The sequence below is a fragment of the Sorangium sp. So ce176 genome (assembly GCF_051519835.1).
GTDB classification, from domain to species: domain Bacteria; phylum Myxococcota_A; class Polyangia; order Polyangiales; family Polyangiaceae; genus Sorangium; species Sorangium cellulosum_G.
The window spans coordinates 6890420-6913912 of sequence record NZ_CP150371.1 but is presented as its reverse complement, the minus strand read 5'-3'; the positions used below and the strand labels follow the sequence as shown (position 1 = coordinate 6913912).

Annotated in this window: 17 protein-coding genes and 1 tRNA gene; 8 read left to right on the top strand and 10 right to left on the bottom strand. The window is 71.9% G+C overall.

The window, feature by feature from the left end; genetic code table 11:
* The first annotated feature begins 246 nt into the window (after positions 1 to 246).
* Positions 247 to 870, top strand: coding sequence for a hypothetical protein (locus tag WMF42_RS25855; protein WP_437685385.1), 624 nt, complete (start codon positions 247 to 249; stop codon positions 868 to 870).
* A 63-nt stretch (positions 871 to 933) separates the two neighbouring features.
* Here WMF42_RS25855 and WMF42_RS25850 read toward each other — a convergent pair whose 3' ends face one another.
* From WMF42_RS25850 to WMF42_RS25840, 3 genes are all read right to left on the bottom strand, one after another.
* The gene (locus WMF42_RS25850) at positions 934 to 5874 is read right to left on the bottom strand and encodes a translocation/assembly module TamB domain-containing protein (protein WP_437685383.1); all 4941 of its coding nucleotides are present in this window, start codon (positions 5872 to 5874) and stop codon (positions 934 to 936) included.
* A gap of 246 nt (positions 5875 to 6120) precedes the next feature.
* On the bottom strand, positions 6121 to 6396 hold the full coding sequence (locus tag WMF42_RS25845; RefSeq protein ID WP_434041230.1) for a hypothetical protein: 276 nt from the start codon (positions 6394 to 6396) through the stop codon (positions 6121 to 6123).
* A 33-nt stretch (positions 6397 to 6429) separates the two neighbouring features.
* The gene (locus WMF42_RS25840) at positions 6430 to 6594 is read right to left on the bottom strand and encodes a DUF1328 family protein (RefSeq protein WP_081426868.1); all 165 of its coding nucleotides are present in this window, start codon (positions 6592 to 6594) and stop codon (positions 6430 to 6432) included.
* A gap of 373 nt (positions 6595 to 6967) precedes the next feature.
* Between WMF42_RS25840 and WMF42_RS25835 the strand changes: the two genes are divergently transcribed.
* A complete protein-coding gene (locus WMF42_RS25835) occupies positions 6968 to 8275 on the top strand; it encodes a DUF362 domain-containing protein (protein WP_437685380.1) in 1308 nt (435 codons plus the stop codon).
* 424 nt (positions 8276 to 8699) lie between these two features.
* Positions 8700 to 9062, top strand: a complete 363-nt coding sequence (locus WMF42_RS25830; RefSeq protein ID WP_061611319.1) for a VOC family protein — start codon at positions 8700 to 8702, stop codon at positions 9060 to 9062.
* A gap of 67 nt (positions 9063 to 9129) precedes the next feature.
* Here WMF42_RS25830 and WMF42_RS25825 read toward each other — a convergent pair whose 3' ends face one another.
* Complete coding sequence (locus WMF42_RS25825) at positions 9130 to 11181, bottom strand: B12-binding domain-containing radical SAM protein (RefSeq protein WP_437685378.1); 2052 nt, start codon at positions 11179 to 11181, stop codon at positions 9130 to 9132.
* A gap of 111 nt (positions 11182 to 11292) precedes the next feature.
* Between WMF42_RS25825 and WMF42_RS25820 the strand changes: the two genes are divergently transcribed.
* Positions 11293 to 12324: a synaptic vesicle VAT-1 family membrane protein gene (locus WMF42_RS25820; RefSeq protein WP_437685376.1), complete on the top strand. Its 1032-nt coding sequence runs from the start codon at positions 11293 to 11295 to the stop codon at positions 12322 to 12324.
* 310 nt (positions 12325 to 12634) lie between these two features.
* Here the strand turns inward: WMF42_RS25820 and WMF42_RS25815 are convergent, their stop codons facing one another.
* From WMF42_RS25815 to WMF42_RS25800, 4 genes are all read right to left on the bottom strand, one after another.
* Positions 12635 to 12934 carry a hypothetical protein gene (locus tag WMF42_RS25815; RefSeq protein WP_437685374.1) on the bottom strand — a complete coding sequence of 100 codons (300 nt, stop codon included), beginning with the start codon at positions 12932 to 12934 and terminating at the stop codon, positions 12635 to 12637.
* A gap of 250 nt (positions 12935 to 13184) precedes the next feature.
* Positions 13185 to 13259 (bottom strand) — tRNA-Thr (locus WMF42_RS25810).
* 48 nt (positions 13260 to 13307) lie between these two features.
* Positions 13308 to 14249, bottom strand: coding sequence for an alpha/beta fold hydrolase (locus WMF42_RS25805; protein ID WP_437685372.1), 942 nt, complete (start codon positions 14247 to 14249; stop codon positions 13308 to 13310).
* A 120-nt stretch (positions 14250 to 14369) separates the two neighbouring features.
* Positions 14370 to 15149 carry a peroxiredoxin gene (locus tag WMF42_RS25800; protein WP_437685371.1) on the bottom strand — a complete coding sequence of 260 codons (780 nt, stop codon included), beginning with the start codon at positions 15147 to 15149 and terminating at the stop codon, positions 14370 to 14372.
* 78 nt (positions 15150 to 15227) lie between these two features.
* Here WMF42_RS25800 and deoC point away from each other — a divergent pair, with 78 nt between their 5' ends.
* The 3 genes from deoC to WMF42_RS25785 all read left to right on the top strand — a co-directional run bounded on the left by deoC (position 15228) and on the right by WMF42_RS25785 (position 18796).
* Positions 15228 to 16181: a deoxyribose-phosphate aldolase gene (gene deoC, locus WMF42_RS25795; protein ID WP_061611336.1), complete on the top strand. Its 954-nt coding sequence runs from the start codon at positions 15228 to 15230 to the stop codon at positions 16179 to 16181.
* 93 nt (positions 16182 to 16274) lie between these two features.
* Entirely contained in the window at positions 16275 to 17831 is a 1557-nt protein-coding gene (locus WMF42_RS25790) for an aldehyde dehydrogenase family protein (RefSeq protein WP_233562315.1), read from the top strand.
* A 125-nt stretch (positions 17832 to 17956) separates the two neighbouring features.
* The gene (locus WMF42_RS25785) at positions 17957 to 18796 is read left to right on the top strand and encodes an aldehyde dehydrogenase family protein (protein WP_437694344.1); all 840 of its coding nucleotides are present in this window, start codon (positions 17957 to 17959) and stop codon (positions 18794 to 18796) included.
* 34 nt (positions 18797 to 18830) lie between these two features.
* Here WMF42_RS25785 and fmt read toward each other — a convergent pair whose 3' ends face one another.
* Positions 18831 to 19766: a methionyl-tRNA formyltransferase gene (fmt, locus tag WMF42_RS25780; protein WP_061611338.1), complete on the bottom strand. Its 936-nt coding sequence runs from the start codon at positions 19764 to 19766 to the stop codon at positions 18831 to 18833.
* 74 nt (positions 19767 to 19840) lie between these two features.
* Positions 19841 to 20671 carry a formylglycine-generating enzyme family protein gene (locus WMF42_RS25775; RefSeq protein WP_437685369.1) on the bottom strand — a complete coding sequence of 277 codons (831 nt, stop codon included), beginning with the start codon at positions 20669 to 20671 and terminating at the stop codon, positions 19841 to 19843.
* Between the two features lie 342 nt (positions 20672 to 21013).
* On the opposite strand from WMF42_RS25775, the gene lon reads away from it, so the two are divergent.
* Complete coding sequence (lon, locus tag WMF42_RS25770) at positions 21014 to 23467, top strand: endopeptidase La (protein WP_061611340.1); 2454 nt, start codon at positions 21014 to 21016, stop codon at positions 23465 to 23467.
* Positions 23468 to 23493 lie beyond the last annotated feature (26 nt).

Here is a 23493-nt window from a genome sequence, read left to right as displayed (position 1 = left end):
AGAGGGGGATCCCCGGGCGAAATGCGGCGCGTTCCAGTGGCACCGAAGCTGCTTGAAGGTGGGCGCGAGGATGGGAAGCCGTCTCGAAGGACGCTCTGCGGGCGAGCGCAGGCCGCAGCATTCCTGCTGGCGGTCTGGCGGTCGCCGGGGGCGTTCTCCGCGGCGGCGCCCGCACGCCAGGGTTGCCGCGCGGTCATCGTCCGGATGCCGCAGCGGGGTTCGGACGAGCACAACGCGGAGGTACTGATGCGCCACAAGGGACTGGCTTTCTTGTTCATCGTGATCGGACTCATGGGCTGCGCGAAGGAGGACGACGGCGACACGGGTGAAACGCAGGATCCGCAGGAGACGGAGTCGTGCGGAGGGTTCCTTGGGACGAGCTGTCCAGAGGGCCTGGCGTGCGTGGACGACCGGCGCGACGACTGCGACCCGGAGCACGGCGGGGCCGACTGCCCAGGCGTGTGCGTCGACGATCCGCCGCCGCAGGTGTGCGGGGGCTTCGCGGGGCTGTCGTGCCCCGAGGGGCTGGAGTGCGTGGACGACCCGAGCGACGACTGCGACCCGGAGCACGGCGGCGCGGACTGCATCGGCGTCTGTGTGGAGCCGAAGCCCACCGCGACGATGTGCGGGGGCTTCGCGGGGCTGCCGTGCCCCGAGGGGCTGGAGTGCGTGGACGACCCGAGCGACGACTGCGACCCGGAGCACGGCGGCGCGGACTGCGGCGGGCTCTGCGTCGAGCCGAAGCCCACGATGTGCGGCGGGATCGCCGGATTCCCGTGCCCCGAGGGGCTCGTGTGCGTCGACGATCCGGGCGACGACTGCAGCCCGCCGATCGGCGCGGACTGCGGCGGCATCTGCGTGAAGGGCTGAGCCGGCGCCGCGCAGGAGGCGCGCCGTCCTGACGGACGAGGGCGCGCCCTGCGCGGCAGGCGCTCAGTACCGGTGCTTCCAGAGCAGATCCAGGGTCGTCCCCGCCTGCTCGCCCGTCGCCATCCCGGCCCGCACCGACCAGTTGCGGCGGAAGCGCCACTCGAGGCTCACCTCGGTGCGGGCCCGAGCGCCGCTGGAGCTGCCGCTGCGCGACGTCCCCGTCCCTTCCCCCTGCCCCGTCGCGCCCGCCTCGTAGCTCGCGCTCGCGGTCACCTGCTGTCCGAGCTGGTAGCCCACGGTCGTCTTCAGCGCGCCCTCGTCGGTCGTGTCGAGCTGCGTCTCGAAGTTCTGGAGCGGGCCGATGCTCTGGAGGATCATGTTGATCTGCGCGGACGCGAGCCCGGTGCCCACGCCGGCCGCGACCCCGCCGGCGGCGTTGCTGCCGCCGCCGGAGCCGGGCTCCTCGGTGGACGTGCCGCCCGCCAGCGTCCCCTCCGCGTAGGCCTTGCCGAGCAGGAGCTCCGCGATGACCTCGTTCTCCGGGCGCGGGGGCTCCGAGCGGAAGGTGATCTTCTCCTCGGTGATCGGGTTCAGCTCGCCCACGTAGTCGATGTAGATGCGGGTCCCCTCCGGCGTGTCGTGGAACGCCTTCACGTTCAGGTACGGGTTCGAGGGATCCCCCTGCAGCGCGACGACGCCCGGCTCGATCTCGAACTCCTTGCCGATCACCTCGAGCTTCCCCGAGACGATGTTCACGTTGCCCTCGATCTTCGTCTCCCCCGCGACCGTGATGCGGAGCGGGTGCGCGCGATCTCCGGCCAGCGAGGCCTGCACCATGTCGCCCTCGATGCCGATCCCGCCCAGGTGGACCTCCATGACGAGCGGGGTGCCGCCCGCGTCCTTCTTCGGAGCGTCCGTCGGCTCGGCCGGCGCGCGCCGCGCCTCGTACTCTTCCTGGCTGAGCGGCGCCGAGGTGACGATGTCCTCGTTCTCGTCGAGCGGCTGCACGCTCCGCCCGATCGTCGGCGGCAGCGTCAGGTTGAGCGTGGGCACGTCGACGCGGACGGCGATCTGCTCGTCCCGCTGCTGCGCCGCGAGCACCACCTTGCCGCGCACGTCGCCCAGCGGGACGCCCTCCAGCGCGATCGGGAGATCGCGGCCCTTCGGGATCTCGAGCTCGGCGCGGGCGCTCTTGAAGGCGAACCCCTCCATCTGGAGCGTCGCTCCGCCGCGGACCAGGCCGCCGCCTGCCTCGGCGCGGATGTCCTCGATGCGCAGCTCGCCGGAGGGGCTCGCTGTGACGCGGAACGAGGCGTTCTCGAACGGCTGGCCGATCGTGGCCACGTGGACGAGGCCCTTGGTGAGGCGCATCTGGCCGGTGAAGCCCGCGTGCTCGCCGAGCCCGAGCCGCACGTCGCCGTCGAGGGTGCCGTCGAGCCGGTTCACCGTGCCCTGAACGAACGGCTCCACCGCCGCGAGCCGGAAGCGGTCGACCGACAGCGACACCTCGGCGTTCTGATCGTCCGTGATCGTCGGGATCGCGTTCGCCTCCCACGTCACGGGCGTCTCCGCTTTCGCCTCGAGACGGCCGCCGTCGCGCCCGACGAGCCGCACGCCGGCCACGGCCGCTGTGCGCCCGCCGTCGCCGGGCGGCGGGATGTCGAGCGACACCTCGGCGGTCTCGTACTGCGCGTCGGGGCCGAGCTTCAGGCCCGGGAACTGGAGGCGCGCCGCGACCTCGGGCGCCGCCCCGAAGAGGCCGCGCACCGTGACCTCGCCGCGCGCCTGGCCGCTGACCTGCATGTCCGCGAGGACGGGGATCTCGGCGAGCGGCAGGTCCGCGATCTTCGCCTCGAGGTTGCCCTCGCTGAAGAGCGGGGCGCCCGGGGCGTCGCCCATGAGGGCGGCCGCGTTCGCGCCGAGCTTCGCCTTCGCGGTCATGTACGTGCGCGGGCCGCGGAACGCGTACGCGTCGAGCGCGGCGTTGCGCCCGTCGTAGACGAGCAGCGTGTCGAGCCGGAGCTTGCCGAGCGGCGAGGGGCCCCCCACGCCGCCCACGTTCGCCGCCGTCGCGCGGGCCACGAGCCTGGGCTCGGCGATCGTCCCCGCGAAGTACACGTCGACCCCCGCGGCGCCGGACAGCACCGGGGTCCGCTTCCCCAAGGCGGCCAGCTCGGTGAGATCGTTGAGCTTTCGGCGCGGCACATGGAAGTGCGCCGCGATCGGCATCCGCGGGAGCGCCGCCGCCGGATCGGCCAGGAGCGCCGGGAGATCGGCGTCGAACGCGGCCGAGAGCTCCGCCACGATCCGGCGATCGAACACCGAGAGCGTGACGTGGGCGTCGCCCGTCTTCGCGTCGAGGTCGCCGGCGATCCGCGCGTCGAGCTTCCTCGACACCCACGCCGGCGCGCCCGTCTTCTCGTCGAGGGGCCCCGCCGCGCGCAGGCCCTCGGTGCGGATCAAGAGGCTCCGCACCGACGGGAACCGCTCTCCGGCCTCGCGCACCACAGCGAGGCGCGCGGTGAGCCGGCCCGCGAGCTCGCTCAGGGCGACCGGCACCGGCGATGCCTGGGCGAGGCACCCGAGCTGCCACGCGTCGGCTTCCATCCGCGCCGAGCCCGTGACCGTCTGCCATGTGCGCTCCGAGAGGAGCGACCCGCGCACGTTCGCCGCGCTCCCGTCGACGAGGACGCGCGCGATCGCGCCGCGGCACACAGGCGGCGGCGGCGCCTTCGGGCGCTCCGCCAGGTCCCCGACCGTGGCCGACGGCTTGCCGGGCGTCGCGCCCTGCCGGTCGGCCTCCCGGGACTGCGCGGGCGGGGGCTCGGGCGGCGCGATCAGGCGGACCAGGCCGTCCGCCTTCAGCGCCTCGCCCTCGATGCGCGCTGTCATGTTCATCGAGAGGCGCGGCGCCATACCCGGGACCGAGCCGTCCTCGAGCTCGACCAGCACGTGCCCGGCGCGGCGCTTCCCGCGGCCGCGCATCGACACGTCGAGGTTGGCGAGGCCGCCGACCCCGAGCGGCACGCCGGCGACGTCCGCGATGCGCTGGAGGTCGATCGCCGTGCCCCGGAGGTCGCCCTCGATCTCGTCCCCGACGAGCGACAGGCTCCCCTGGAGCTCTCCGACGCCGTCGCCGCGCAGGGCGAGGTCGCGGACGGCGATCCCGCGGTCCCACGCGACGCGGGCCGCCTGCGCGACCATCTCGTCCTCGCCGCGCTTCACCTCGACGCGGATCCGCCGCGCCTGGCTCCCCGGGATGTCGAGGTCGGCGGAGGCGGAGATGCGGCGCTCCGCGCTGGCCAGCGACACCCGCACGCGCGGCGCGGTGACCGGGCCTGCGGCGCTCGCGGCGACGCTGTCGAACGCGTACTGCTGCGCGCGGAGGTCCGCCCCCCGGAACGCGCCCTCGATCGTGAGCTTGTCGAGCGGCCCGGCGGCCTTGGCCCTGATCTCGCCTCGCCCGAGCTGCAGATCGGGCCCGACGCGGAGCCCGGCGACGCGCACGGTCGCCCTGGCGTCGAGCGCGTCGTTCTTGAGCGCGCCCTCGACGTGGAGCGCGGCGCTGCCGTGGATGCCGCTCGGGACGTGCCGCACCGCGCTGAGCGATGGGATCTCGCTGCGCGCCTCGAACTGGATCTCGCCCTCCTTCGAGAGGGCGACGTTCGCCTCGATGGGCGCGCCGGGCTCGTGGATCGTCGCGGCGGCCCGCAGCGCGCCGCGCTCGAAGGTCGCGCGCGCCTCGGTCGCCGGGACGCGCTGGCCCACGACGACGAACGGCTCCGTCTTCGCCTCGGCGACGATGCGAGGCCCGCCCTCCTCGTCGAGGGTGATGTCGCCGCGCGCCTCCGCGCTCACCCGCGCGGCCGGCGCCGCCGCCCCGACGAAGGCGCGCGGATCGAGCTCGGTGATCCGGATCTCGGCCTTGATGCGCTTCGGATCGAGCGCGTCGAGCCGCGCGCGGGCGGTGATCTCGCCTGTCACGGCGTCGTCGGTGACCAGCGGATCGAGGACCGTGACGCGCGCGGTGACCGAGAGATCCGAGAGCTCCCCGTCGGCGGTGACCAGGACCGAGACCGGCCGCGCGAGCGGCACGCCGGGATCGATCGCGAGCGCCGCCTCGGGCGTCACGCGCGCCGACGAGACCCGCGCCGAGAGGCGCTCGTCCTTCAGCGTCCCCTCGGCCGTGATCGGGATCGCGCCGACGCTCCCCTCGAGCCGCGCGGTGAGCTCCATCGGCGCGTCCGCGGGGACGCTCACGTTGCCGGCGATGCTGGTCGCCTCGATCGGCACCGGCAGGAGGCGCCGCTCGGTGATGCGTACGCGCTCGATCGCGTAGCGGCTCTGGTCCGCGACGACGATCGCGCCGGCGAGGTTCTCGATTGTCGCGTCGATGGGGCTCCCGGGGGCGACCGTGCCGTGGACCGCGGCGCGGTCGAGGAGGATGCGCGAGAGCTCGAGGCGGAGCGGCCGCCCGCCCTCGGCGGGCGGCTCCTCCGACGGCTTCGGCGTGAACGCCTGCGCGAGGGTGAGCGCGCCCTGCTCGTCCTGCTCGAGCAGGGCGTCCACGTCGCCGACCCGGACGAGGGGGATGGTGATGGCGAGGTCCCCGTCGCCGAGGAGGAGCTCCTTCACGATCGCGAGCGCGTTGAAGTCGGCGTGGACACCGCTGACGCGCAGGAGCTCCGTCCCGCTGGGGTGGCGCACGGTGACGGTGGAGACATCGGCGGTGAAGAGGCCGAGGCGGTCGATGTGCGCGATCTCGATCTGCCCCTCCAGGCTGGATCGCAGGATGTCGTTGACGAGCTGCCTTGTGAGGTCGCGCGTCGAGGCGACGTTCAGGTGAACGACCGCGCCCACGGCCGTCGCCGCGACGAACACGCCTCCCAGGCCGATCACGCTGGCCGACACGGCGGCCGCGCGGGCGAGGGCCCGGCGGAAGCGGCCCTGCCGGTGCGGGACGGCTGCGCTGGACACGGGAGGGAGGGTGGGATCTTCGGGCATGGCGATCAGCTAGGGATAGAGGTCAGCATCGCAGCTCCGCGAGACCAACCAGCCGACAAATCCGGGGAGACCCGATGGTATCTTGGAGATCTCCCTGAGGGCGCGGCAGCCGGCCGCGCGCCGTCCCACGCGGGGCAGGGGCCCCCGGCACGAGCGCGCCCGCCGTCTGCTGGACGGCGGGCGCTGTCGATCGTCGTCCCCGCGGGGCGGGGCTCCGGCCCTCCGGTCGCTCCCCTTTCCGTGCGGTCACGCGCGCGGGAAGTCGTGGCGCGGGACCTCGTAGGGCGACGGATCGGGGATCTCGTGCGTGTGCGGGGGCGCCGGCACCTCGGGTTGGTGCTTCTCCGGAGCCCCTCCGGGCGTGGGCTGCTCCGTCGTGCCCGGGAGATGGATCTCACGGTCCGGCGACGTGCGCCCGGGCGAGCCGGGGTCCTCCGGCTGTTCGCCGGGGGGGCTCATGATCGGCTGCGGCACGCCGGGCCGCCAGGGCTCTCCGTTCGGCGGTTGAGATGCGTTGCTCATGGCTTCACCCAGTCCTTTTGCGCAGGGCGTGCGTCACGAAGGGACGCGGCGCCCGAGCGCGAGCGAGATCACGGCGAGCACCAGGAAGGCCACGAACAGGATCTTCGCGATGCCCGCGGCGCTCGCGGCGATACCGCCGAAACCGAAGATGGCGGCGATGATTGCGATGATGAAGAAGGTGACAGTCCAACCGAGCATGATGTCCTCCAAGGGGTCTCAGGGCGTCGAGCCGGTGTCTTTCGTGGAGACGACCTCAACGCGAGTTCTCATGGCCGGATTGCACCCCCCGTGCCGAAGCGTGGCAGAGGCTGGCGGCCGGCGCGCGCCGCGGCCTTCCGGGCCGGACGCGGCCGCGGGGTGACGAGCTCGGCGCCGCCGCTTCCGTCCGGGCGCGCGAGCGGCGCCCTTTTTGTGGGGCATGATGCCTCGATCGTGACAGGGTGGACCTGTGCGGCGCCGGACGCGGCCGCGCGCCGCGGCTCGGTGTGGGCGGCGCTGCACGAAGGCTGCACGCGGACGCCCCACAACTTCCCGGATCGGGCGTCTCCGGACGGGCTATAAGGGCGTGGCCATGCCGAAATCGAAGGTTGCTGTCATCCGCACGTCCCCCGCGACGGTGCTCTCGGACTACCACCGGCTGATGAACCTGGCCGGCTACCAAGATGTGGTCGCCAAGGACGCCGACACGGCGCTCAAGGTGAACATCTCCTGGCACTTCTTCTACCCGAGCTCGTCCACGACGCCCTGGCAGCTGGAGGGCGTCATCCGGGCGATGACGCAGGACGGGTACTCGAAGGACCTGATCCACGCGTGCCACAACCGTACAGTCGTCATCGACGCCCACCTGGGTGAGCGCGAGAACAAGCAGGTCGACGTCGTGCAGGCGCACGGCCTGCGCAACGTGCATCTGTACGAGGGGGAGGAGTGGATCCCGATCGGCGATGCGGTCGGCGATCTGCGGAAGAAGTTCCTCTGTCTGAACGAGGTGTACCCGAAGGGGTTCTCGATCCCGAAGCGCTTCATCGGCGAGAACATCATCCACCTGCCGACGGTGAAGACCCACATCTTCACGACGACGACGGGCGCGATGAAGAACGCCTTCGGCGGCCTGCTCAACGAGCACCGGCACTGGACGCACCCGGTCATCCACGAGACGCTCGTGGATCTCCTGATGATCCAGAAGAAGATCCACCGCGGGGTGTTCGCGGTGATGGACGGGACCTTCGCGGGCGACGGCCCGGGGCCGCGGTGCATGGTGCCGCACGTGAAGAACGTCCTGCTCGCGTCGGCGGACCAGGTGGCGATCGACGCGGTGGCGGCGAAGCTGATGGGGTTCGACCCGATGCGCGACTGCAAGTTCGTGCGCCTCGCGCACGACCTCGGCCTCGGGACGGGCGACGTGCGCGACATCGAGCTCGTGGGCGACCTGGACGCGGCGAACGAGAACTGGAACTTCGACGGGCCGTTCAAGGAGATGACGTTCGCCTCGCGCAACCAGCACCGCATCTACTGGGGCCCTCTCAAGAAGCCGGTGGAGTGGTCGCTCAAGACCTGGCTCGCGCCCTGGGCTTACGTGGCGTCGGTCACGTACCACGACATGTTCTGGTACCCGCGCTACGCGAAGGAGAAGATGGCGCCCGTGCTCGAGAGCCCGTGGGGCCGGCTGTTCGCGAACTGGGGCAAGGTGCAGCCCGACGCCGAGGGGCGAGGGTATCCCGACGTGGGGACGGCGAGCCCGGATCTGGTCCGCATCGGGGTACGGCACTTCCTGGAGGGCATGCGCCTCGTGGGGATGGCCGTGGCCGAGTCGCCCGAGATCCAGGTGCGCAAGCGGGCGCGCGCGCAGGCGGCCGGCGGGAGCGGGGCGCCGGCGGTGTAGCCGTTGCGATGAGTCGGCTCCGGAGAGCGCGGTGCGCGCGGTGACGGTGCCGCTCATCCTCCTGCGAGGAGCCCAGGGCCCAGCGCCAGCAGATGCCGGTGCTGGGCCTTCGCGCGTCATGGGGCCGAGCCCGTGGGGGCGCGCTGCTTGACGCGTTCCTTTCCATGCGCTTTCATGGGGACACGTCGAAAAAGGCGGACCGGTTCGGTGAGCCCCGGTCACTTCCGCAAGGAAGCTCTGTCCGACGCACCAGCGCCAGGACCCACGACGAGCAGGGCGCAGTTTGTGCTGCGCTCTGGTCGGGCGTCCATGGGCGAGCACATCCATCACCAGCATCTTGCGAGAGCGCGCGCCGGCACACGTCGGCGCCGGAGCGCTCGCGCATGGCGGGGCCCGACCTTTCATCCACCTGAAAGGACCCGACATGCACCTCAACCATCTCGATCTCTGCGTATCCAACGTCCGGGAGACCAGCGAGTTCTTCGAGCGGTTCTTCGGCTTTCGCTGCCAGCGGGAGAAGGGGCGCGACGCCCTCGCCATCCTGCAGGACGAGGCCGGCTTCACGCTCGTCATCAGCCGGCTGCGCGCCGACGATCCGACCAGCTATCCGGCCCAGTTCCACGTCGGCTTCCTTCTCGAGAGCGAGGCCGCGGTCCACGAGGCCCATGAGCGGATGACGGCGGCCGGCGCCGGGGTCGTCTCCCCGCTGCGAGATGTCCGCGGCGGGCCGGCCTTCTACACGCGCGCTCCCGGCGGTGTGCTCGTCGAGGTCAGCCACCGTCGTTGAGGATCTCCGAACGACCCACGGCGTCAGGGCACGGGATAGCCCCCGTCCACGGCGCCGCTCGGGGCGCTCAGCGCGCCGCGCTCGTGGCGTGCGACGGCCGTCGCCCCGACGTCACCGCCGGCGCGGCGCCCGCGACGAACCTGACGCGCACCGGCCTCGGTCGGAGCGGCGGCAGCGACCGCGCGAGCGCCGCGTAGGCGTCGCGCCCCACGCGCCGCTCCTCGTGCACGAGCGTCGCCCAGATCTCGGCCTCGCGCGCCTCGGCGTGCTCGGCCGCGCGCGGATCGAAGCGCAGCCCGCGCTCGATGGGCTCGGCGCCGGGGACGCCGTCGGTGGGGCGGCGCGCCGCGCGGTCGCGGAAGACGCCGGGCCCGAAGCGGTCGTACTGGAGGATCGTGTGCGCTGTCGACACGGCGCCGGCCCAGGGATAGGTGCGCAGGGTCCAGCCGCGCGACAGGTCGGCGAGCCGCTCGTCGACGTCGGCGCGCTCTGCGTCGGTCTTCCACGGCTCGCGCGGGACGAAGAACAGGCCCAGCCCGAGCTCGTCGCCCTCGAGCTCGAACACCTCGTCGATACCGAATCGCTCCGGCGTCTGCGCGACGAGCGACCCGTGCGTGAGCCCGAACTCGCCGACGATGTACACCGCGAGCGCCTCGCGCCGCGCGCGCAGGAAGTCGAGCGTCGCGACGGCCTCGGCGTGCGTCTCGGTGGGGAACTCCGTGAAGCACATCGCCTCGGCGGCCACGCCCGCGGACGCGAGGTGGTCGATCACGTCGGAGACGACCTCGACGGGCGCGCCCTTGTCGATGAGGCCGAGGACGCGCGGCGACGCGGACTCGACGCCGAGCGCGCACGCGACGGCGCCCGCGCGGCGCAGCACGTCCGCGCGCTCCTTGGTGAGGTACTTCTCCGGCTTGAGGTCGGTCGCCCACCGGACGTCGAGGCCGGCGTCGATGATCGCCTGCGACATCTTCACCAGCGTCTTCGGCGCGACCGAGTCCTGCGACAGGTAGAAGTGGCGCGTGCCGTGCCGCGCCGCGAGCGCCCCGAGGTGCGCGACGATGGTCTCGACGGCGCGTTCGCGGTACGCCGCCGTGCCGACCTCGGCGAGGCCGTAGTGGCAGAAGGTGCACTTGCCCCAGTAGCAGCCCCGCGTGGGGTCGTACGGGAGCACGAGCGCCGGCGCCAGGTAGGCGTGGAGCGGGAGCCCGTCGAAGTCGGGCGGCGGGAGCGCCTTCAGGTCCTCCATGCCGTGCCCCGATAGCCAGCGCGCGCCCAGCAGGCGGTCGCGCACGACGACGTTCGGCACGTCGCGCAGCGGCCGCCCTTCATCGAGCGCGCGGGCGAGCGCGAGGAGGGTGTGCTCGCCCTCGAACAGGCACGCCGAGTCGAACGGGCCGAGGGCGCGCGCGAGCCGCTCGCCCGAGAGCCGGAGGAGCATCTGCGTGACGCCGGGGCCGCCGCACGTGACGTGCACGCCGGGCAGCGCCTGCTTGATCTTGTGCGCGAACGCGTACGCGGGCTGGAGCTGGCCCGGGAAGCACACGGAGAGGCCGACGATGTCGGCGCGCGCGTCGCGGAGCCGGGGCACGAGCGTCTGTTGCACCCAGCCGTCGAACGGGTCGTGCTCCGGCTGGCTCGACCGGGCGATCTCGTCCATCGAGAGCAGGCCGAACGGGGTCCGGTACGCCGTGAAGTCGAGCTTGAGCGGGTGGTGCGTGGCGGAGACGACGCCGAGCGCCGCCTCGATGGTCGCGACAGCGCTGGCGTAGGCGCCGGGGTCGTAGAAGCCGTCGCTGGAGCGCAGCGTGGCCTTGGCGCTGTCGACAGCGCCCGGCACGGCGTGCGCGTCGCCGCGCGCGCGGGCGAGCGCGAGGTACTCGAGCTGATCGGCGTGCGGCAGCGCGGGGCGCCGGTCGAGCTCGCCGAGGCGCGCCTCGAGGCGGTCGCGGAGGCCGGCCATGGTCTCGGGCGTGAGGAGCGCGTCGAAGGCCTCGACGTTCGCGTCGACGGGCAGCACCTCCACGCCGTTCGCGCGCAGGAAGCCGGTCAGCATCGGCACCGCGAGGTACGGCGCGGTGGGGTCACAGGTCGGCGGGTAGACGAGCGCGATGCGCATGCGGGGCGGCGGTCTAGCACGGGGCGGGGGGAGCGTCCGGGCCGGTCGTGGCGCGGGGAATCTCCTCGTGCCGTTGCAGCGGTGAAGCGACACTCTCCAGGGGAGGTGTCCATGCGCAAGATCGTCGTCCACGAGCCAGGCAGCCACGACAAGCTCCGCGTCGAGGAGCACCCCGATCCGAGCCCTGCGCGCGGCGAGGTGCTCGTCGACGTGCAGGCAGCGGGCGTCAACTACGCGGATTGCGTCGTCCGCATGGGTCTTTACGAGTCCGCGAAGAAGTACGTCGGCTGGCCCATCACCCCCGGCTTCGAGATCGCCGGCACCGTCGCCGCGCTCGGCGAGGGCGTCTCCGATATCAAGCCAGGGTCGCCTGTCTTCGCCGTGACCCGCTTCGGCGGGTACGCCTCGCGCGTCGCGGTCCCGCGGCACCAGGTCTACCCGCGGCCGGCGCGCCTCACGCCGGAGCAGGCGGCCGGCTTCCCGGCGGTCTTCATGACGGCGTACTACGCGCTGTACGAGCTCCTGCGGCTGCGGCCGGGCATGGTGGTGCTGGTGCACTCGGCCGCCGGCGGCGTGGGCGGCGCGCTCGTGCAGCTCGGCAAGATCGCCGGCTGCCGGGCGGTGGGCGTCGTGGGCGCCGCGCACAAGGTCGAGACGGCGCAGCGCCTCGGCGCCGACGCGGTGATCGACAAGAGCCGCGAGCCGCTCTGGGCTGCGGCGGAGCGGCTCGCGCCCGAGGGCTACGACGTGGTCCTCGACGCGAACGGCGTCGAGACGCTGCGGCAGAGCTACCGGCACCTGGCGCCGGCGGGGAAGCTCGTCGTGTACGGCTTTCATACGATGCTGCCGCGGCAGGGCGGCCGCCCGAGCTACCCCAAGCTCGCGCTCGACTTCGTGCGGATGCCGCGCTTCAACCCGCTCGACCTCTGCAACGACAACAAGAGCGTGCTCGCCTTCAACCTCTCGTACCTGTTCCACAAGACGGAGATGCTGCGCGAGGCCATGGACCGGCTCGTGGGCTGGCTGGAGGAGGGGCGCCTCGCGCCGCCGCCGGTGGCGACGTTCCCGCTGGAGAGGGCAGGAGAGGCGCACCAGGCGCTGGAGTCAGGGAGCACGGTGGGCAAGCTGGTGCTGACGATGTAGGGCGTGGGCGCTGCCGGCAGGTGCGGACAGCCTCCGGTCTGCATCGGATTCCGATCTGGAAGATCGCGTGCAGCACGCGCAGGATGGTGCGCTGTTCAAGGGGAGAAGACATCTCCTGGCCATGCCGCGCGTGGTGCCCGCCAATGATGGTTCGCTGCCGCCTCAGCGAGCAGAGCGCGGTTACCTCGTGATGGAGTGCTTCCCGACGCTCCCTTGGCGCAGCTTCCGCCTTGCCCCGCTCCCCGGCGAGCGGCGAACCTCCGCCGCGGCAGTCAGGACTTGGGCGTCACGCCTCGCAAAGCGCACGGACCTACCGATTGCGGGCGGGTTGACGCACGATGATGATCTGCAGGCGATAGTCGCTACGCTTCACGCCTTCGTGATGTGGGCTATGCGCGAGCCGCGCTCGATCCTTGGACGAGCCGGCACGGCGAGCGGCGCGGAACACAGCCGCTGGATCGAAGGGCTCATCTGGAATGCCACCCCGCTCGAATCCCGGGAAGGTGGAAGAAGGCTGCTTGAAGATCGCGGACGAGGAAACCCCGCGTACGCTGGATGAACGCATCGAGTTGAGCGATGAGGTGATCCTGTGTCGGATGGCGCTATTCAATGAGCTCATCGAGCGCGCAAGCCGCGGAGACGCTTCGCGTCCGGTGTGGGATCGAACCTCACATGGCGCCAGGGGCGTCGCCCGGGGAGTAAGCTCGGCGCCCTGCCTCCAGAAGGCACCCCCGTCCGGCGCCGCAAGCCGTTTGGCGCCGTCGCGACGTCTCGTGGGTCCACGATCCGGAAGGGAACTCCGTCTCTCGCGGTAGTGCGCGGAACGGTCGCCTTTCGTGCGAATCGTCGCTGCTTGTGCCTGGAGCCACCTTCGGGACTTGAACCCGAGACCTACGGTTTACGAAACCGTTGCTCTACCACTGAGCTAAGGTGGCACGCCTCGCGTTGAGGAGGCGCGCAGATTACCCACTCGCCCTGCCAAGTCAAGCGCTTTTATTCTCGCCCCCGGGCAGCCCCACCTTCCCCGTCACGTTCCCCGGCTTTCCCCGGTCCGCGCTCCCTCTTCCGAAGAACTCCCCCAGCCGCTCCGCCAGCTCCTCCGCCGCCGACCAGTGCATCATGTGCCCGGCCTCCGGCAGCTCGACGTGCTCCGCGCGCGGGAGCCGCGCCGCCCGCTCCGCCTCGTCCGGCGGGTGCCACCCGTGCGGCCCGCCGCTCACGACCAGCGTGGGGCACGCGATGCGCTCCAGGAACGCCTTGAACGCGTCCACCTGGAACATCAACGGCGATGTCGTCCGGTGCACCGGATCGTAGGCCCACGCGAGCCCTCCGTCCGGCTCCTCGCGCGTGAGCAGCGGCGCGCGCGTCGCCAGCACCTCGCGCGGCACGCGCGGGTGGTTCGCCACGAGCCGCGCGAGCGCGTCCTGCATCGACGAGAGCCGCCTCGGGGCCCGTTCGAGCCCCTTCATCGCGCGCAGCCACGTCTCCATGCGCGTGACCGCCAGCTCGGGCGCGCTCGCCGGCGGCCCCATGCCCTCGAGCAGCGCCAGGCGCTCGACGCGCTCGGGGCACGCACCGGCGTAGTACACGGCGACCGCGCCGCCCATCGAGTGGCCCACCACGCCGAGCCGCGCCGGCGCGAGCCCATCGACGAGCGCCGCGACGTCCGCGATGTAGTCGGGGAAATAGTAGTAGCAGCCTGCGCCCACGCGCGCGCTCCGGCCGAAGCCGCGCAGGTCGGGCGCGACAACGTCGTGCCCTGACCGCGCGAGCGGCTCGGCCACGAGGTCCCACGTGCTCCCTGCGTCGAGGAAGCCGTGGAGCAGCAGCAACGTCAGGCCGGTCGGCCGCGCGCCCTCGTCGCGGAAGCGATGGACGCACAGCTCCAGCCCGTTGACCTTCCAGGTGTCCGACGACCTACGCACCACGCGCGTGCTCGCCCGTGCGGATGCTCCCGTCAACCCCCCGCGCGCACCGCGCCCGCCGCCCGGCGCGCGCCCGGCTCTGCTCCACGCCGCGCGGTTTCAATCCCGCGCCGCGCGCCGTCACCGCTTCGCCGGCGTCGGCGCCGCAGGGGCCGCGGGGGGCAGGATGGCCCCGGTCGCCACCGGCACCGGCGTGCCCGTTGCCGCTCCCGCAGGCGCCGCGCTCGCAGCGCCCGGCGCCGCGCTCGCAGCGCCCGGCGCCGCGCTCGCAGCGCCCGGCGCCGCGTCGCCCGACCCGGCCGGCGCAGCGCTGCCAGGCGCCGCAGGCGCCACCGGGAGCGCGGCGCCCGTGAGCTGCGCGGCGTCCTTCAGCACGTCCTCGGCGTGCACCCCCGGATCCACGTCCGGATACACCTTGGCGATCTTGCCGTCGGGATCGATCAGGAAGGTCACGCGCGCCACCGTCCCGAGCCGCATGGGCACGCCGAACGCGGTGGCCCACGTGTGATCGGTGTCGACCAGGATCGGGAACGGCAGCCTGTGCTCGGTCGCGAACGCCTCGTGCGACTCGCGCGTGTCGGACGACACGCCGAGGACCTGGACGTTCGCCTGCTTGAAGCGATCCCACGCGTCGCGGAACGCGCACGCCTCCTCCGTGCAGCCGGGCGTCCCGTCCTTCGGATAGAAGTACACGACCACGGCCCGACCCCGCTGGTCCGACAGCCGCTGGATCGCACCGTGCTGATCGGCGGCGAACACGTCGGGCGCTGGGGCGCCGATCGGGAGTAGCCCTTGTCCACCATCGGGTCGCTCGGCCGCACCGCACCCGAGCAGCGAGACAAAGGCAAAGACGACAGCAACAACGACAAATACGAGGGCAGTCGGGAAGCGTCTCTTCATCAGAGCGCCACGTTAGCACGCACTCGGTAGGATCGATCCGACGCTTCTGATACGTTGCGCCGACAGGAGACGAGACCGATGGCGATCTTCGGAAGCGAGCGCGGCGCCGCCGACGGTGCGGTGCGCCAGGGCAGGGGGATCACCTACCCCGATTTCTCTTCGCCTACCGTGGATAAGGTCATGGTGGAAGAGCGCGCAGCCGGGCTCGGCAAAAGGAGCATCAAGGGGCCGGCCAAGGTCGCCGGCCTCAAGCTCGCCATCTCCATGATGGACCTCACCACCCTCGAAGGAAAAGATTCGCCGGGAAAGGTCCAACAGCTCTGCCAGAAGGCGCTTCGACCCCACGAGCGCGCGGACATCCCTTCGTGTGCGGCGGTGTGCGTTTATCCCAAGCTCGTGCCGGTCGCCAGGCGAGCGGTCGAGGGCTCGTCCGTCAAGGTGGCGAGTGTGGCGACCGCGTTCCCGAGCGGCCTGTCGACGCTCGAGGTCAAGCTCGCCGACGTGCGCCAGGCGGTCGAGCTCGGCGCGGACGAGATCGACATGGTGATCGACCGCGGCGCCCTGCTCTCCGGCGAGTACGCCGCTGTGTACGACGAGATCGCCGCCACCAAGGAGGCGTGCGGGCACGCGCACCTCAAGGTGATCCTGGAGACAGGCGAGCTCGGGAGCTACGACCGCGTCCGCAAGGCGAGCCGCATCGCGATGCTCGCCGGCGCCGACTTCATCAAGACCTCGACCGGCAAGATCACCCCGGCGGCGACGCCCCCGGTGACGCTGGTGATGCTGGAGGCGATCCGCGATCACGCGCACGCGACCGGCCGGCGCATCGGGATGAAGCCGGCCGGCGGCATCCGCACGGCGAAGCAGGCGCTCCACTACCTCGTCATGGTCAAGGAGACCCTCGGCGACGCCTGGCTCACGAGCGACCTGTTCCGCTTCGGCGCGTCGACGCTCCTCAACGACGTGCTCATGCAGCTCGAGAAGGAGCGGACGGGCGCCTACCAGGGCGGCGACTATTTCAGCAAGGACTGACCCGGCGCTGCCGCCGCGCGCGATCCGGCCTGCCGCGCGCGGCCACGCCCGCTCCGATGTTCAACCAGCGGCCGCGGGCGTAGAGTGCGCGGCATGAGCGACATGAGCACCGCCGCTGCAGGCGGCGACGGGGGCGCGCCCCCGGAGACGATCGCCGCTCGGGACGCGGGCCCCTCGCGCGACGCCGCCGCGGACGCGGCCATCGTGTTCGGCGACGCGTGGCGCTACGCGCCGGCGCCCGAGGGGCGCGACCACGTGAAGATCGCGCCGCGGTACGACCTCTTCATCGGCGGCGCGTGGCGCGCTCCGGAGTCGGGTCGCTACCTCGACAGCGTCAACCCGTCGACCGAGGAGAAGCTCTGCGAGTTCGCCGAGGCCTCCGAGCGGGACGTCGACCTCGCCGTGCAGGCGGCCCGGGCCGCGTACGAGAAGCACTGGTCGCGCCTGCGCCCGCTCGATCGCGGCAAGTACATCTACCGCATCGCCCGCGCCCTCCAGGAGAAGTCGCGCGAGCTCGCGGTCGTCGAGTCGCTCGACGGCGGCAAGCCCATCAAGGAGTCCCGCGACGTCGATCTCCCGCTCGCGGCCGCGCATTTCTTCTACTACGCCGGCTGGGCCGACAAGCTCGACCACGCCTTCCCCGGGCGCGACCCGCGCCCGCTCGGCGTCGCGGGCCAGGTGATCCCGTGGAACTTCCCGCTCCTCATGGCGGCGTGGAAGCTCGCCCCGGCCCTCGCGGCGGGGAACACCTGCGTCCTCAAGCCCGCCGAGACGACGCCGCTCACCTCGCTCCTGCTCGCGAAGATCATCGAGGAGGCCGACCTCCCGCCCGGCGTCGTCAACGTGGTCACGGGCGCCGGCGCGACGGGCGCCGCGGTCGTCGGCCACCCCGGCGTCGACAAGGTCGCGTTCACCGGCTCGACCGAGGTCGGCAAGCGCATCCAGCGCGCGCTCGCCGGCACGGGCAAGAAGCTCACGCTCGAGCTCGGCGGCAAGGCCGCGAACATCGTCTTCGAGGACGCGCCGCTCGATCAGGCCGTCGAGGGGATCATCGGCGGCATCTTCTTCAACCAGGGGCACGTCTGCTGCGCGGGCTCGCGCCTCCTCGTCGAGGAGAGCATCCACGACGCGCTCCTCCTCAAGCTGCGCGAGCGCATGGCGACCCTGCGCGTGGGCGACCCGCTCGACAAGAACACGGACGTCGGCGCCATCAACTCGCGGGCGCAGCTCGAGAAGATCCAGGAGCTCGTGGCGGCGGGCGAGCGCGAGGGGGCCGCGCGCTTCTCGGTGAGCTGCGCGCTCCCTCCGCGCGGCTACTGGTTCGCGCCGACGCTCTTCACGGGCGTCGCGCAGTCGCACCGGATCGCGCGCGAGGAGATCTTCGGCCCGGTGCTCTCCATCCTGACCTTCCGCACGCCCGAGGAGGCGATCGAGAAGGCGAACAACACGATGTACGGGCTGTCGGCCGGCGTCTGGACCGGCAAGGGCTCGAAGAGCTTCTGGGTCGCGCAGCGCCTGCGCGCCGGCGTCGTCTGGGCGAATACCTTCAACAAGTTCGACCCGAGCGCCCCGTTCGGCGGCTACAAGGAGAGCGGCTTCGGCCGCGAGGGCGGGCGCCAGGGGCTGCTCGCCTACCTCGAGGTGGACTGATGGCGCTCGGCAACCAGGACAGGAGCGGCAACGAGGGACGCGCGTCGACCGGCGCTGGCGCCGGCGCGGCCGACGCAACGGCGGGCGAGGCGGGCGCGCGGGTCGGCGTGCGCAAGGCGTACAAGATGTTCGTGGGCGGCGCGTTCGTGCGCTCGGAATCCGGGAGGTACACGCAGGTGCGCGATCACGGCGGCGCGGGCGCGGTCGAGAACATTCCGCGCGCGTCCCGCAAGGATGGGCGCGACGCGGTGCTCGCGGCCGCCGGCGCGCTCGGGGGCTGGTCGTCGCGCTCGGCCTTCAACCGCGGGCAGATCCTCTACCGCCTCGCCGAGATGCTCGAGGCGCGGCGCGCGGAGCTCGCGGCCTCGCTCGAGCGCGGCGGGCTCGACGCCGGCGCCGCGGAGCGCGAGGTCCTGTCGACGATCGATCGCGCGGTCGCCTACGCTGGCTGGGCCGACAAGTACCAGAGCCTCTTCGCCAGCCTGAACCCGGTCGCCGGCCCGCACTTCACCTTCACGGTGCCCGAGCCGATGGGGGTCGTCGTCATCGCGGCGCCGCCGCGCCCGGCGCTCCTCGGCCTCGCGAGCTCCCTCTTGCCGGTGATCACCGGCGGCAACACCTGCGTCGTGCTCGCGAGCGAGGTGGATCCGCGCACGCCCCTTGTCTTCAGCGAGGCGCTCGCCACGAGCGATCTCCCGGGCGGCGTCGTCAACATCCTCACCGGCCAGCTCGCGGAGGTGCTGCCGCACCTCGCCGCGCACATGGAGGTCGCGGCGCTCGATCTGCACGGCGTGGACGCGGCCCTGCAAAGGCGCCTCGAGGAGGCGGCCGCCGCCACGGTCAAGCGGGTGCGCGCCCGCGCGCTCGACGAGGCGGCGTGGTTCGACGACAGGGCGGCGACGTCGCCCCGCTGGATCGAGCGGTTCGTCGAGATGAAGACGATATGGCACCCGGCAGGGCCGTGACGCCGGAGCGCCGGAGGCGCGTCGCGCCCACGGCTCAGCGACCGAGCACCATCCCCGTCTGCAGCGTCCGCCCGGCCACGAGATCCGCGGCCGCGAGCGGCTTCCGTCCCTCGGCCTGAGCCCGCAGGATCTGGATCGCGCCCGATCCGCAGGCGACGATCACGACGCCGCGGGCGGCCATCACCACCGTCCCCGGCGGCGCCTCGCCGTGCGCGGCCTCGCTCTCGACGCGCGCCGCCAGCACCTTGAGCGCCTTGCCCTCGATCGTCGTGAAGGCGCCTGGCCACGAGGTCATCCCCCGGATGTGATCGTGGACCTGCCGTGCGCTCCGGTCCCACCGGATGCGCCCGTCCTCCTTCTTCAGGAGCGGCGCGTGCGTCGCCGCGGCGTGGTCCTGCGGCGTCAGCTCGAGCTCACCGTCGACAGCGCGGCGGAGGTCCTCGCGCACGACGCGCGCCGCGAGCGCGCCGAGCTCGACCGCGAGCTCATCGGCGGTCGTACCTTGGCCGATCGGCGTGCGGTGCACCGCGTAGACCGGCCCCGTGTCCATGCCCTCGTCCATCTGCATCAGCGAGATGCCCGTCTCCGCCTCGCCCCCGACGATCGCCCACGTGATCGGCGCGGCGCCGCGGTAGCGCGGCAAGATCGACGCGTGCAGGTTCATGCAGCCGCGCCGCGGCGCCTCGAGCACCGCCCTCGGCAGGATGCGCCCGTAGGCGATCACCAGCGCGACGTCGGCCGCGGCGTCCCGCGCCCACGCGGCGAACTCGGGCGTGCGGATCTTCTCGGGCTGCACCACCGGGATGCCGAGCTCCCCCGCCTTCACCTTGACCGGCGGCGCCTTCAGCTCGAGCCCGCGCCCGGCCGGCCGATCCGGCTGGCAGACGACGCCGACGACGTTGGCGACCGACGCGAGCGCCTCGAGCGAGGGCACGGCGATGGCGGGGGTTCCGAAGAAGAGCGCGCGCACGCCCTAGCTCTAGCAGGAGCTGCGCGCCTCCTGGCCGTCTTCTTCGCGGCGAGCTCCGCCGCGGCGGCGCGGCGTCAGGGCCGCGTCGCCGGCGGACCGCCGCGCTCTTCCTCGCCACCGCGTGTCGCCGCGCTCGGCACCGACGTCGGGCGCGGGTCCGCGCAGCACCGGAAGCCCGTCTCATAGAACACGAACTTCGGGTCGTGCGCGTCGTTCGTACCGCGGCACCCCGTCCACGGCTTGGCCCAGAAGCCTCCCATGAGCGCGCCTGGCCACCGGCGCCCGCGGCGCGACGCGACCCACTCCTCGACGTTGCCCATCATGTCGAAGATGCCGAAGGCCGACGCGCACCCCGGGTAGGTGCCGCTCGGGGCGCCTTGCCAGAGCCGCTCCACCTCGCGCTGCGCGACCTCGCCGGAGGCGCCGAGCTTCCGCTCGTTGACCTGCCGCCAGGCCTTGCCGCTGTTGCAGACCGCCCTGTCGACGCGCCAGCCATAGACGAGCGGACGCCGCTCGGGGCCCTCGCACGCGAGCTCCCACTCCTGCTCGGCGCACACGCGCTTGCCGCGCGCCGCGCACCAGGCGGTCGCCATCTCGAACGACTGCATCACGAGCGGCTTCGCGCCTCGCTGGTTCGGCGCCTCGAACTGGTCCATGCACACAGAGATCTCGATCGCCGGCCCCTCCTCGGCGGTGATGTCTTCCCAGTAAGCGAAGCAGTGGGTCGCCTTGCCGCTCTTGACCGGCTCGACGCAGACATGCTGCACATCGTCATGGTGCGTGCCGGTGACGAGCCGCATGTCCGCCGGGCACGCCGCGCTGGGCCCGGGATCGAGGGAGGGCGCCGCTGGCAGGCTGAGCATCGCGAGCGCGAGCGCGCCGAGGCCGAGCAGGGGATCGATCATCGTTCAGCGAGGGCTCCGGCGATCGGTCCTCTCCGCCGCGCATCCGCCGCGGGGGATCCTGCGCCGCGTCGCCCAACGGGCGAGCGCTGCAGGTCGGAGCTGACCGCAGCGTATCCTCATTCAAAAAAATGGCCAGGGCTGTGGCACGCGGCATGCGCCGTGTCTATGGTGAGCTCCCGTAGCCTCGCGGGCTGTCTTCACGCCAGCAGGGCTCCGCGTCGCACGAGTCTCATCCGTCTGGATGCAAGCCAAGATGACCGGGGCGCGCGTCGAGCGCGCGGCCCGGCCGCAGGTTCATGAAGGGGTTTACCTCCCCCGGTCGGGTGCCTAGAGGAGATCGCCATGTCCGAGAAAAAGAACCCGCCGATGCCGCCGCGCTCCGAAGAAGAGGTCGTCTTCGGCGACGAGCTGCCGGTCCTGCCGATTCGCAATGCGGTCCTGTTCCCGGGCGCCGTTGCGCCCTTCGATGTCGGCCGCGAGAAGTCGGTCGCGCTGGTCGAGGATGTCGACAACCTCCCCGGCCCGGTCATCGCGATCTTTGCCCAGCGCGATCCGTCGACCGACGATCCCGGGGCTGAAGACCTGTACCCGATGGGCTGCGCCGCCCGCGTGCTGAAGGCGCTCAAGCACAGCTCCGGCAACTACTCGCTGATCCTGCAGGGCCTGACGCGGATCCGGCTCGACAGCGTCACCGCCCACACGCCGTACCTGCGCGCGAAGATCCGCCGCATGGACGAGCCCGCGACGGAGGACGTCGAGGCCGAGGCGCTCGCGATGAGCCTGCGCGACATCGCGAAGCAGGTCATCCAGCTCATGCCCGAGCTGCCGCGCGAGGCGGGTTCGCTCATCGACTCCATCCAGGCGCCCGGCGCGCTCGCCGATCTCGTCGCGGCCAACCTGGACGCCCCGGTCGAGGAGAAGGCGCAGCTCATCGAGACGATCGACGTCAAGGAGCGCATCCGCAAGGTGCTCCGGCTGCTCACCCGGCAGCTCGAGATCCTGAAGATGCGCGAACGCATCAACTCCCAGATCAAGGAGGAGATGGGCAAGAACCAGCGCGAGTACGTCCTGCGCCAGCAGCTCAAGGCGATCAAGGAGGAGCTCGGCGAGGACGACGGCGATCAGGGCGATCTCGACGGCCTCGAGGATCGCATCGCGAAGGCGAACCTGCCGACCGAGGCGGAGACGGTCGCGAAGAAGCAGCTCAAGCGGCTGCGCACGATGCAGGTCGGCTCGGCCGAGTACACCGTGGTGCGGACGTACCTCGACTGGATCCTCGACGTGCCCTGGACGCAGTCGACGCAGGACAACCTCGACATCGGCAGTGTCCGCAAGGTGCTCGACGAGGATCACTACGGCCTCGAGAAGGTCAAGAAGCGCATCCTCGAGTACCTCGCGGTCCGTAAGCTGAAGCAGGACAAGAAGGGGCCGATCCTCTGCCTGCTCGGTCCGCCCGGCGTCGGCAAGACCTCGCTCGGCCGGAGCATCGCGCGCGCCCTCGGCCGCAAGTTCCACCGCGTCTCGCTCGGCGGCGTGCACGACGAGGCGGCGATCCGCGGCCACCGGCGCACCTACGTCGGCGCGCTCCCTGGCCAGATCATCCAGGGCATGAAGAAGTCGGGGATGATCAACCCGGTCTTCATGATGGATGAGGTCGACAAGATCGGGCACGACTTCCGGGGCGACCCCTCGGCGGCGCTCCTCGAGGTGCTCGACCCGGAGCAGAACAACACGTTCGCGGATCACTACCTGGAGATCCCGTACGACCTGTCGCACGTGATGTTCGTCGCGACCGCGAACGTGGCGGATCCGATCCCGCCGCCTCTCCGCGACCGCATGGAGATCCTGGAGATCCCCGGCTACACGCGGAAGGAGAAGCTCGCGATCGCGCGGCAGCACCTGCTGCCGAAGCAGCTCTCCGAGCACGGGCTCACGACCGAGCAGCTCGAGGTCACGGACAAGGCGCTGGAGGAGATCATCGATCACTACACGCGCGAGGCCGGTGTCCGCTCGCTCGAGCGGCAGATCGCGGGCGTCATCCGCGGCGTGGCGGTGAAGGTGGCGGAGGGCGACACGCAGAAGCGGCGCGTCGACAACGAGGACGATCTGCACGAGTTCCTCGGCTCGGCGAAGTACACGAGCGAGGTCGCCGAGCGCACCGCCGAGACCGGCGTCGCGACGGGCCTCGCGTGGACGAGCGTCGGCGGGGAGATCCTCTTCATCGAGGCGACGAGGATGTACGGCACGGGCAAGCTCCAGCTCACCGGCCAGCTCGGCGACGTGATGAAGGAGTCGGCGCAGGCGGCGCTGTCCTTCGTGCGCAGCAACGCGGCGAGGTACGGCATCGCGAAGGACTTCCTCGAGAAGAGCGACCTGCACATCCACATCCCCGCCGGCGCGATGCCCAAGGATGGGCCGAGCGCGGGTGTGACGATGTTCACGGCGCTCGTCTCGCTCCTCACCGGGATCAAGGTCCGCCACGACGTCGCGATGACGGGCGAGATCACGCTCCGCGGCAGGGTGCTCCCGATCGGCGGCCTGAAGGAGAAGGTGCTCGCGGCGCACCGCGCCGGTATCAAGCGCATCATCGTCCCCGAGCGCAACCGGGCGGACCTCGAGGAGGTCCCGAAGGAGGTCGTGGACGAGCTGCAGTTCTTCTTCGTCAGCCGGATGGAGCAGGTCCTCGAGGCCGCGCTCGAGCGGCTGCCCGAGCCCGCGCCCGTGGCCGAGGAGTCGAAGGACGGCGAGAAGAAGGATCTCGAGAAGTCGGAGAAGAGCTCGATCGCCAGCAACTGATCGCTGAGCGACCTGTCTCCGAGGGC

What these genes read in the sequence shown, in the direction of transcription:
- WMF42_RS25855 (WP_437685385.1), top strand. Translation starts at nt 247, where the DNA reads ATGCGCCACAAGGGACTGGCTTTCTTGTTCATCGTGATCGGACTCATG.
- WMF42_RS25790 (WP_233562315.1), top strand. Translation starts at nt 16,275, where the DNA reads ATGAGCGACATGAGCACCGCCGCTGCAGGCGGCGACGGGGGCGCGCCC.
- lon (WP_061611340.1), top strand. Translation starts at nt 21,014, where the DNA reads ATGTCCGAGAAAAAGAACCCGCCGATGCCGCCGCGCTCCGAAGAAGAG.
- WMF42_RS25850 (WP_437685383.1), bottom strand. Translation starts at nt 5,874, where the DNA reads ATGCCCGAAGATCCCACCCTCCCTCCCGTGTCCAGCGCAGCCGTCCCG.
- WMF42_RS25835 (WP_437685380.1), top strand. Translation starts at nt 6,968, where the DNA reads ATGCCGAAATCGAAGGTTGCTGTCATCCGCACGTCCCCCGCGACGGTG.
- WMF42_RS25800 (WP_437685371.1), bottom strand. Translation starts at nt 15,149, where the DNA reads ATGAAGAGACGCTTCCCGACTGCCCTCGTATTTGTCGTTGTTGCTGTC.
- WMF42_RS25775 (WP_437685369.1), bottom strand. Translation starts at nt 20,671, where the DNA reads ATGATCGATCCCCTGCTCGGCCTCGGCGCGCTCGCGCTCGCGATGCTC.
- WMF42_RS25785 (WP_437694344.1), top strand. Translation starts at nt 17,957, where the DNA reads ATGTTCGTGGGCGGCGCGTTCGTGCGCTCGGAATCCGGGAGGTACACG.
- WMF42_RS25840 (WP_081426868.1), bottom strand. Translation starts at nt 6,594, where the DNA reads ATGCTCGGTTGGACTGTCACCTTCTTCATCATCGCAATCATCGCCGCC.
- WMF42_RS25825 (WP_437685378.1), bottom strand. Translation starts at nt 11,181, where the DNA reads ATGCGCATCGCGCTCGTCTACCCGCCGACCTGTGACCCCACCGCGCCG.
- WMF42_RS25820 (WP_437685376.1), top strand. Translation starts at nt 11,293, where the DNA reads ATGCGCAAGATCGTCGTCCACGAGCCAGGCAGCCACGACAAGCTCCGC.
- deoC (WP_061611336.1), top strand. Translation starts at nt 15,228, where the DNA reads ATGGCGATCTTCGGAAGCGAGCGCGGCGCCGCCGACGGTGCGGTGCGC.
- WMF42_RS25830 (WP_061611319.1), top strand. Translation starts at nt 8,700, where the DNA reads ATGCACCTCAACCATCTCGATCTCTGCGTATCCAACGTCCGGGAGACC.
- WMF42_RS25845 (WP_434041230.1), bottom strand. Translation starts at nt 6,396, where the DNA reads ATGAGCAACGCATCTCAACCGCCGAACGGAGAGCCCTGGCGGCCCGGC.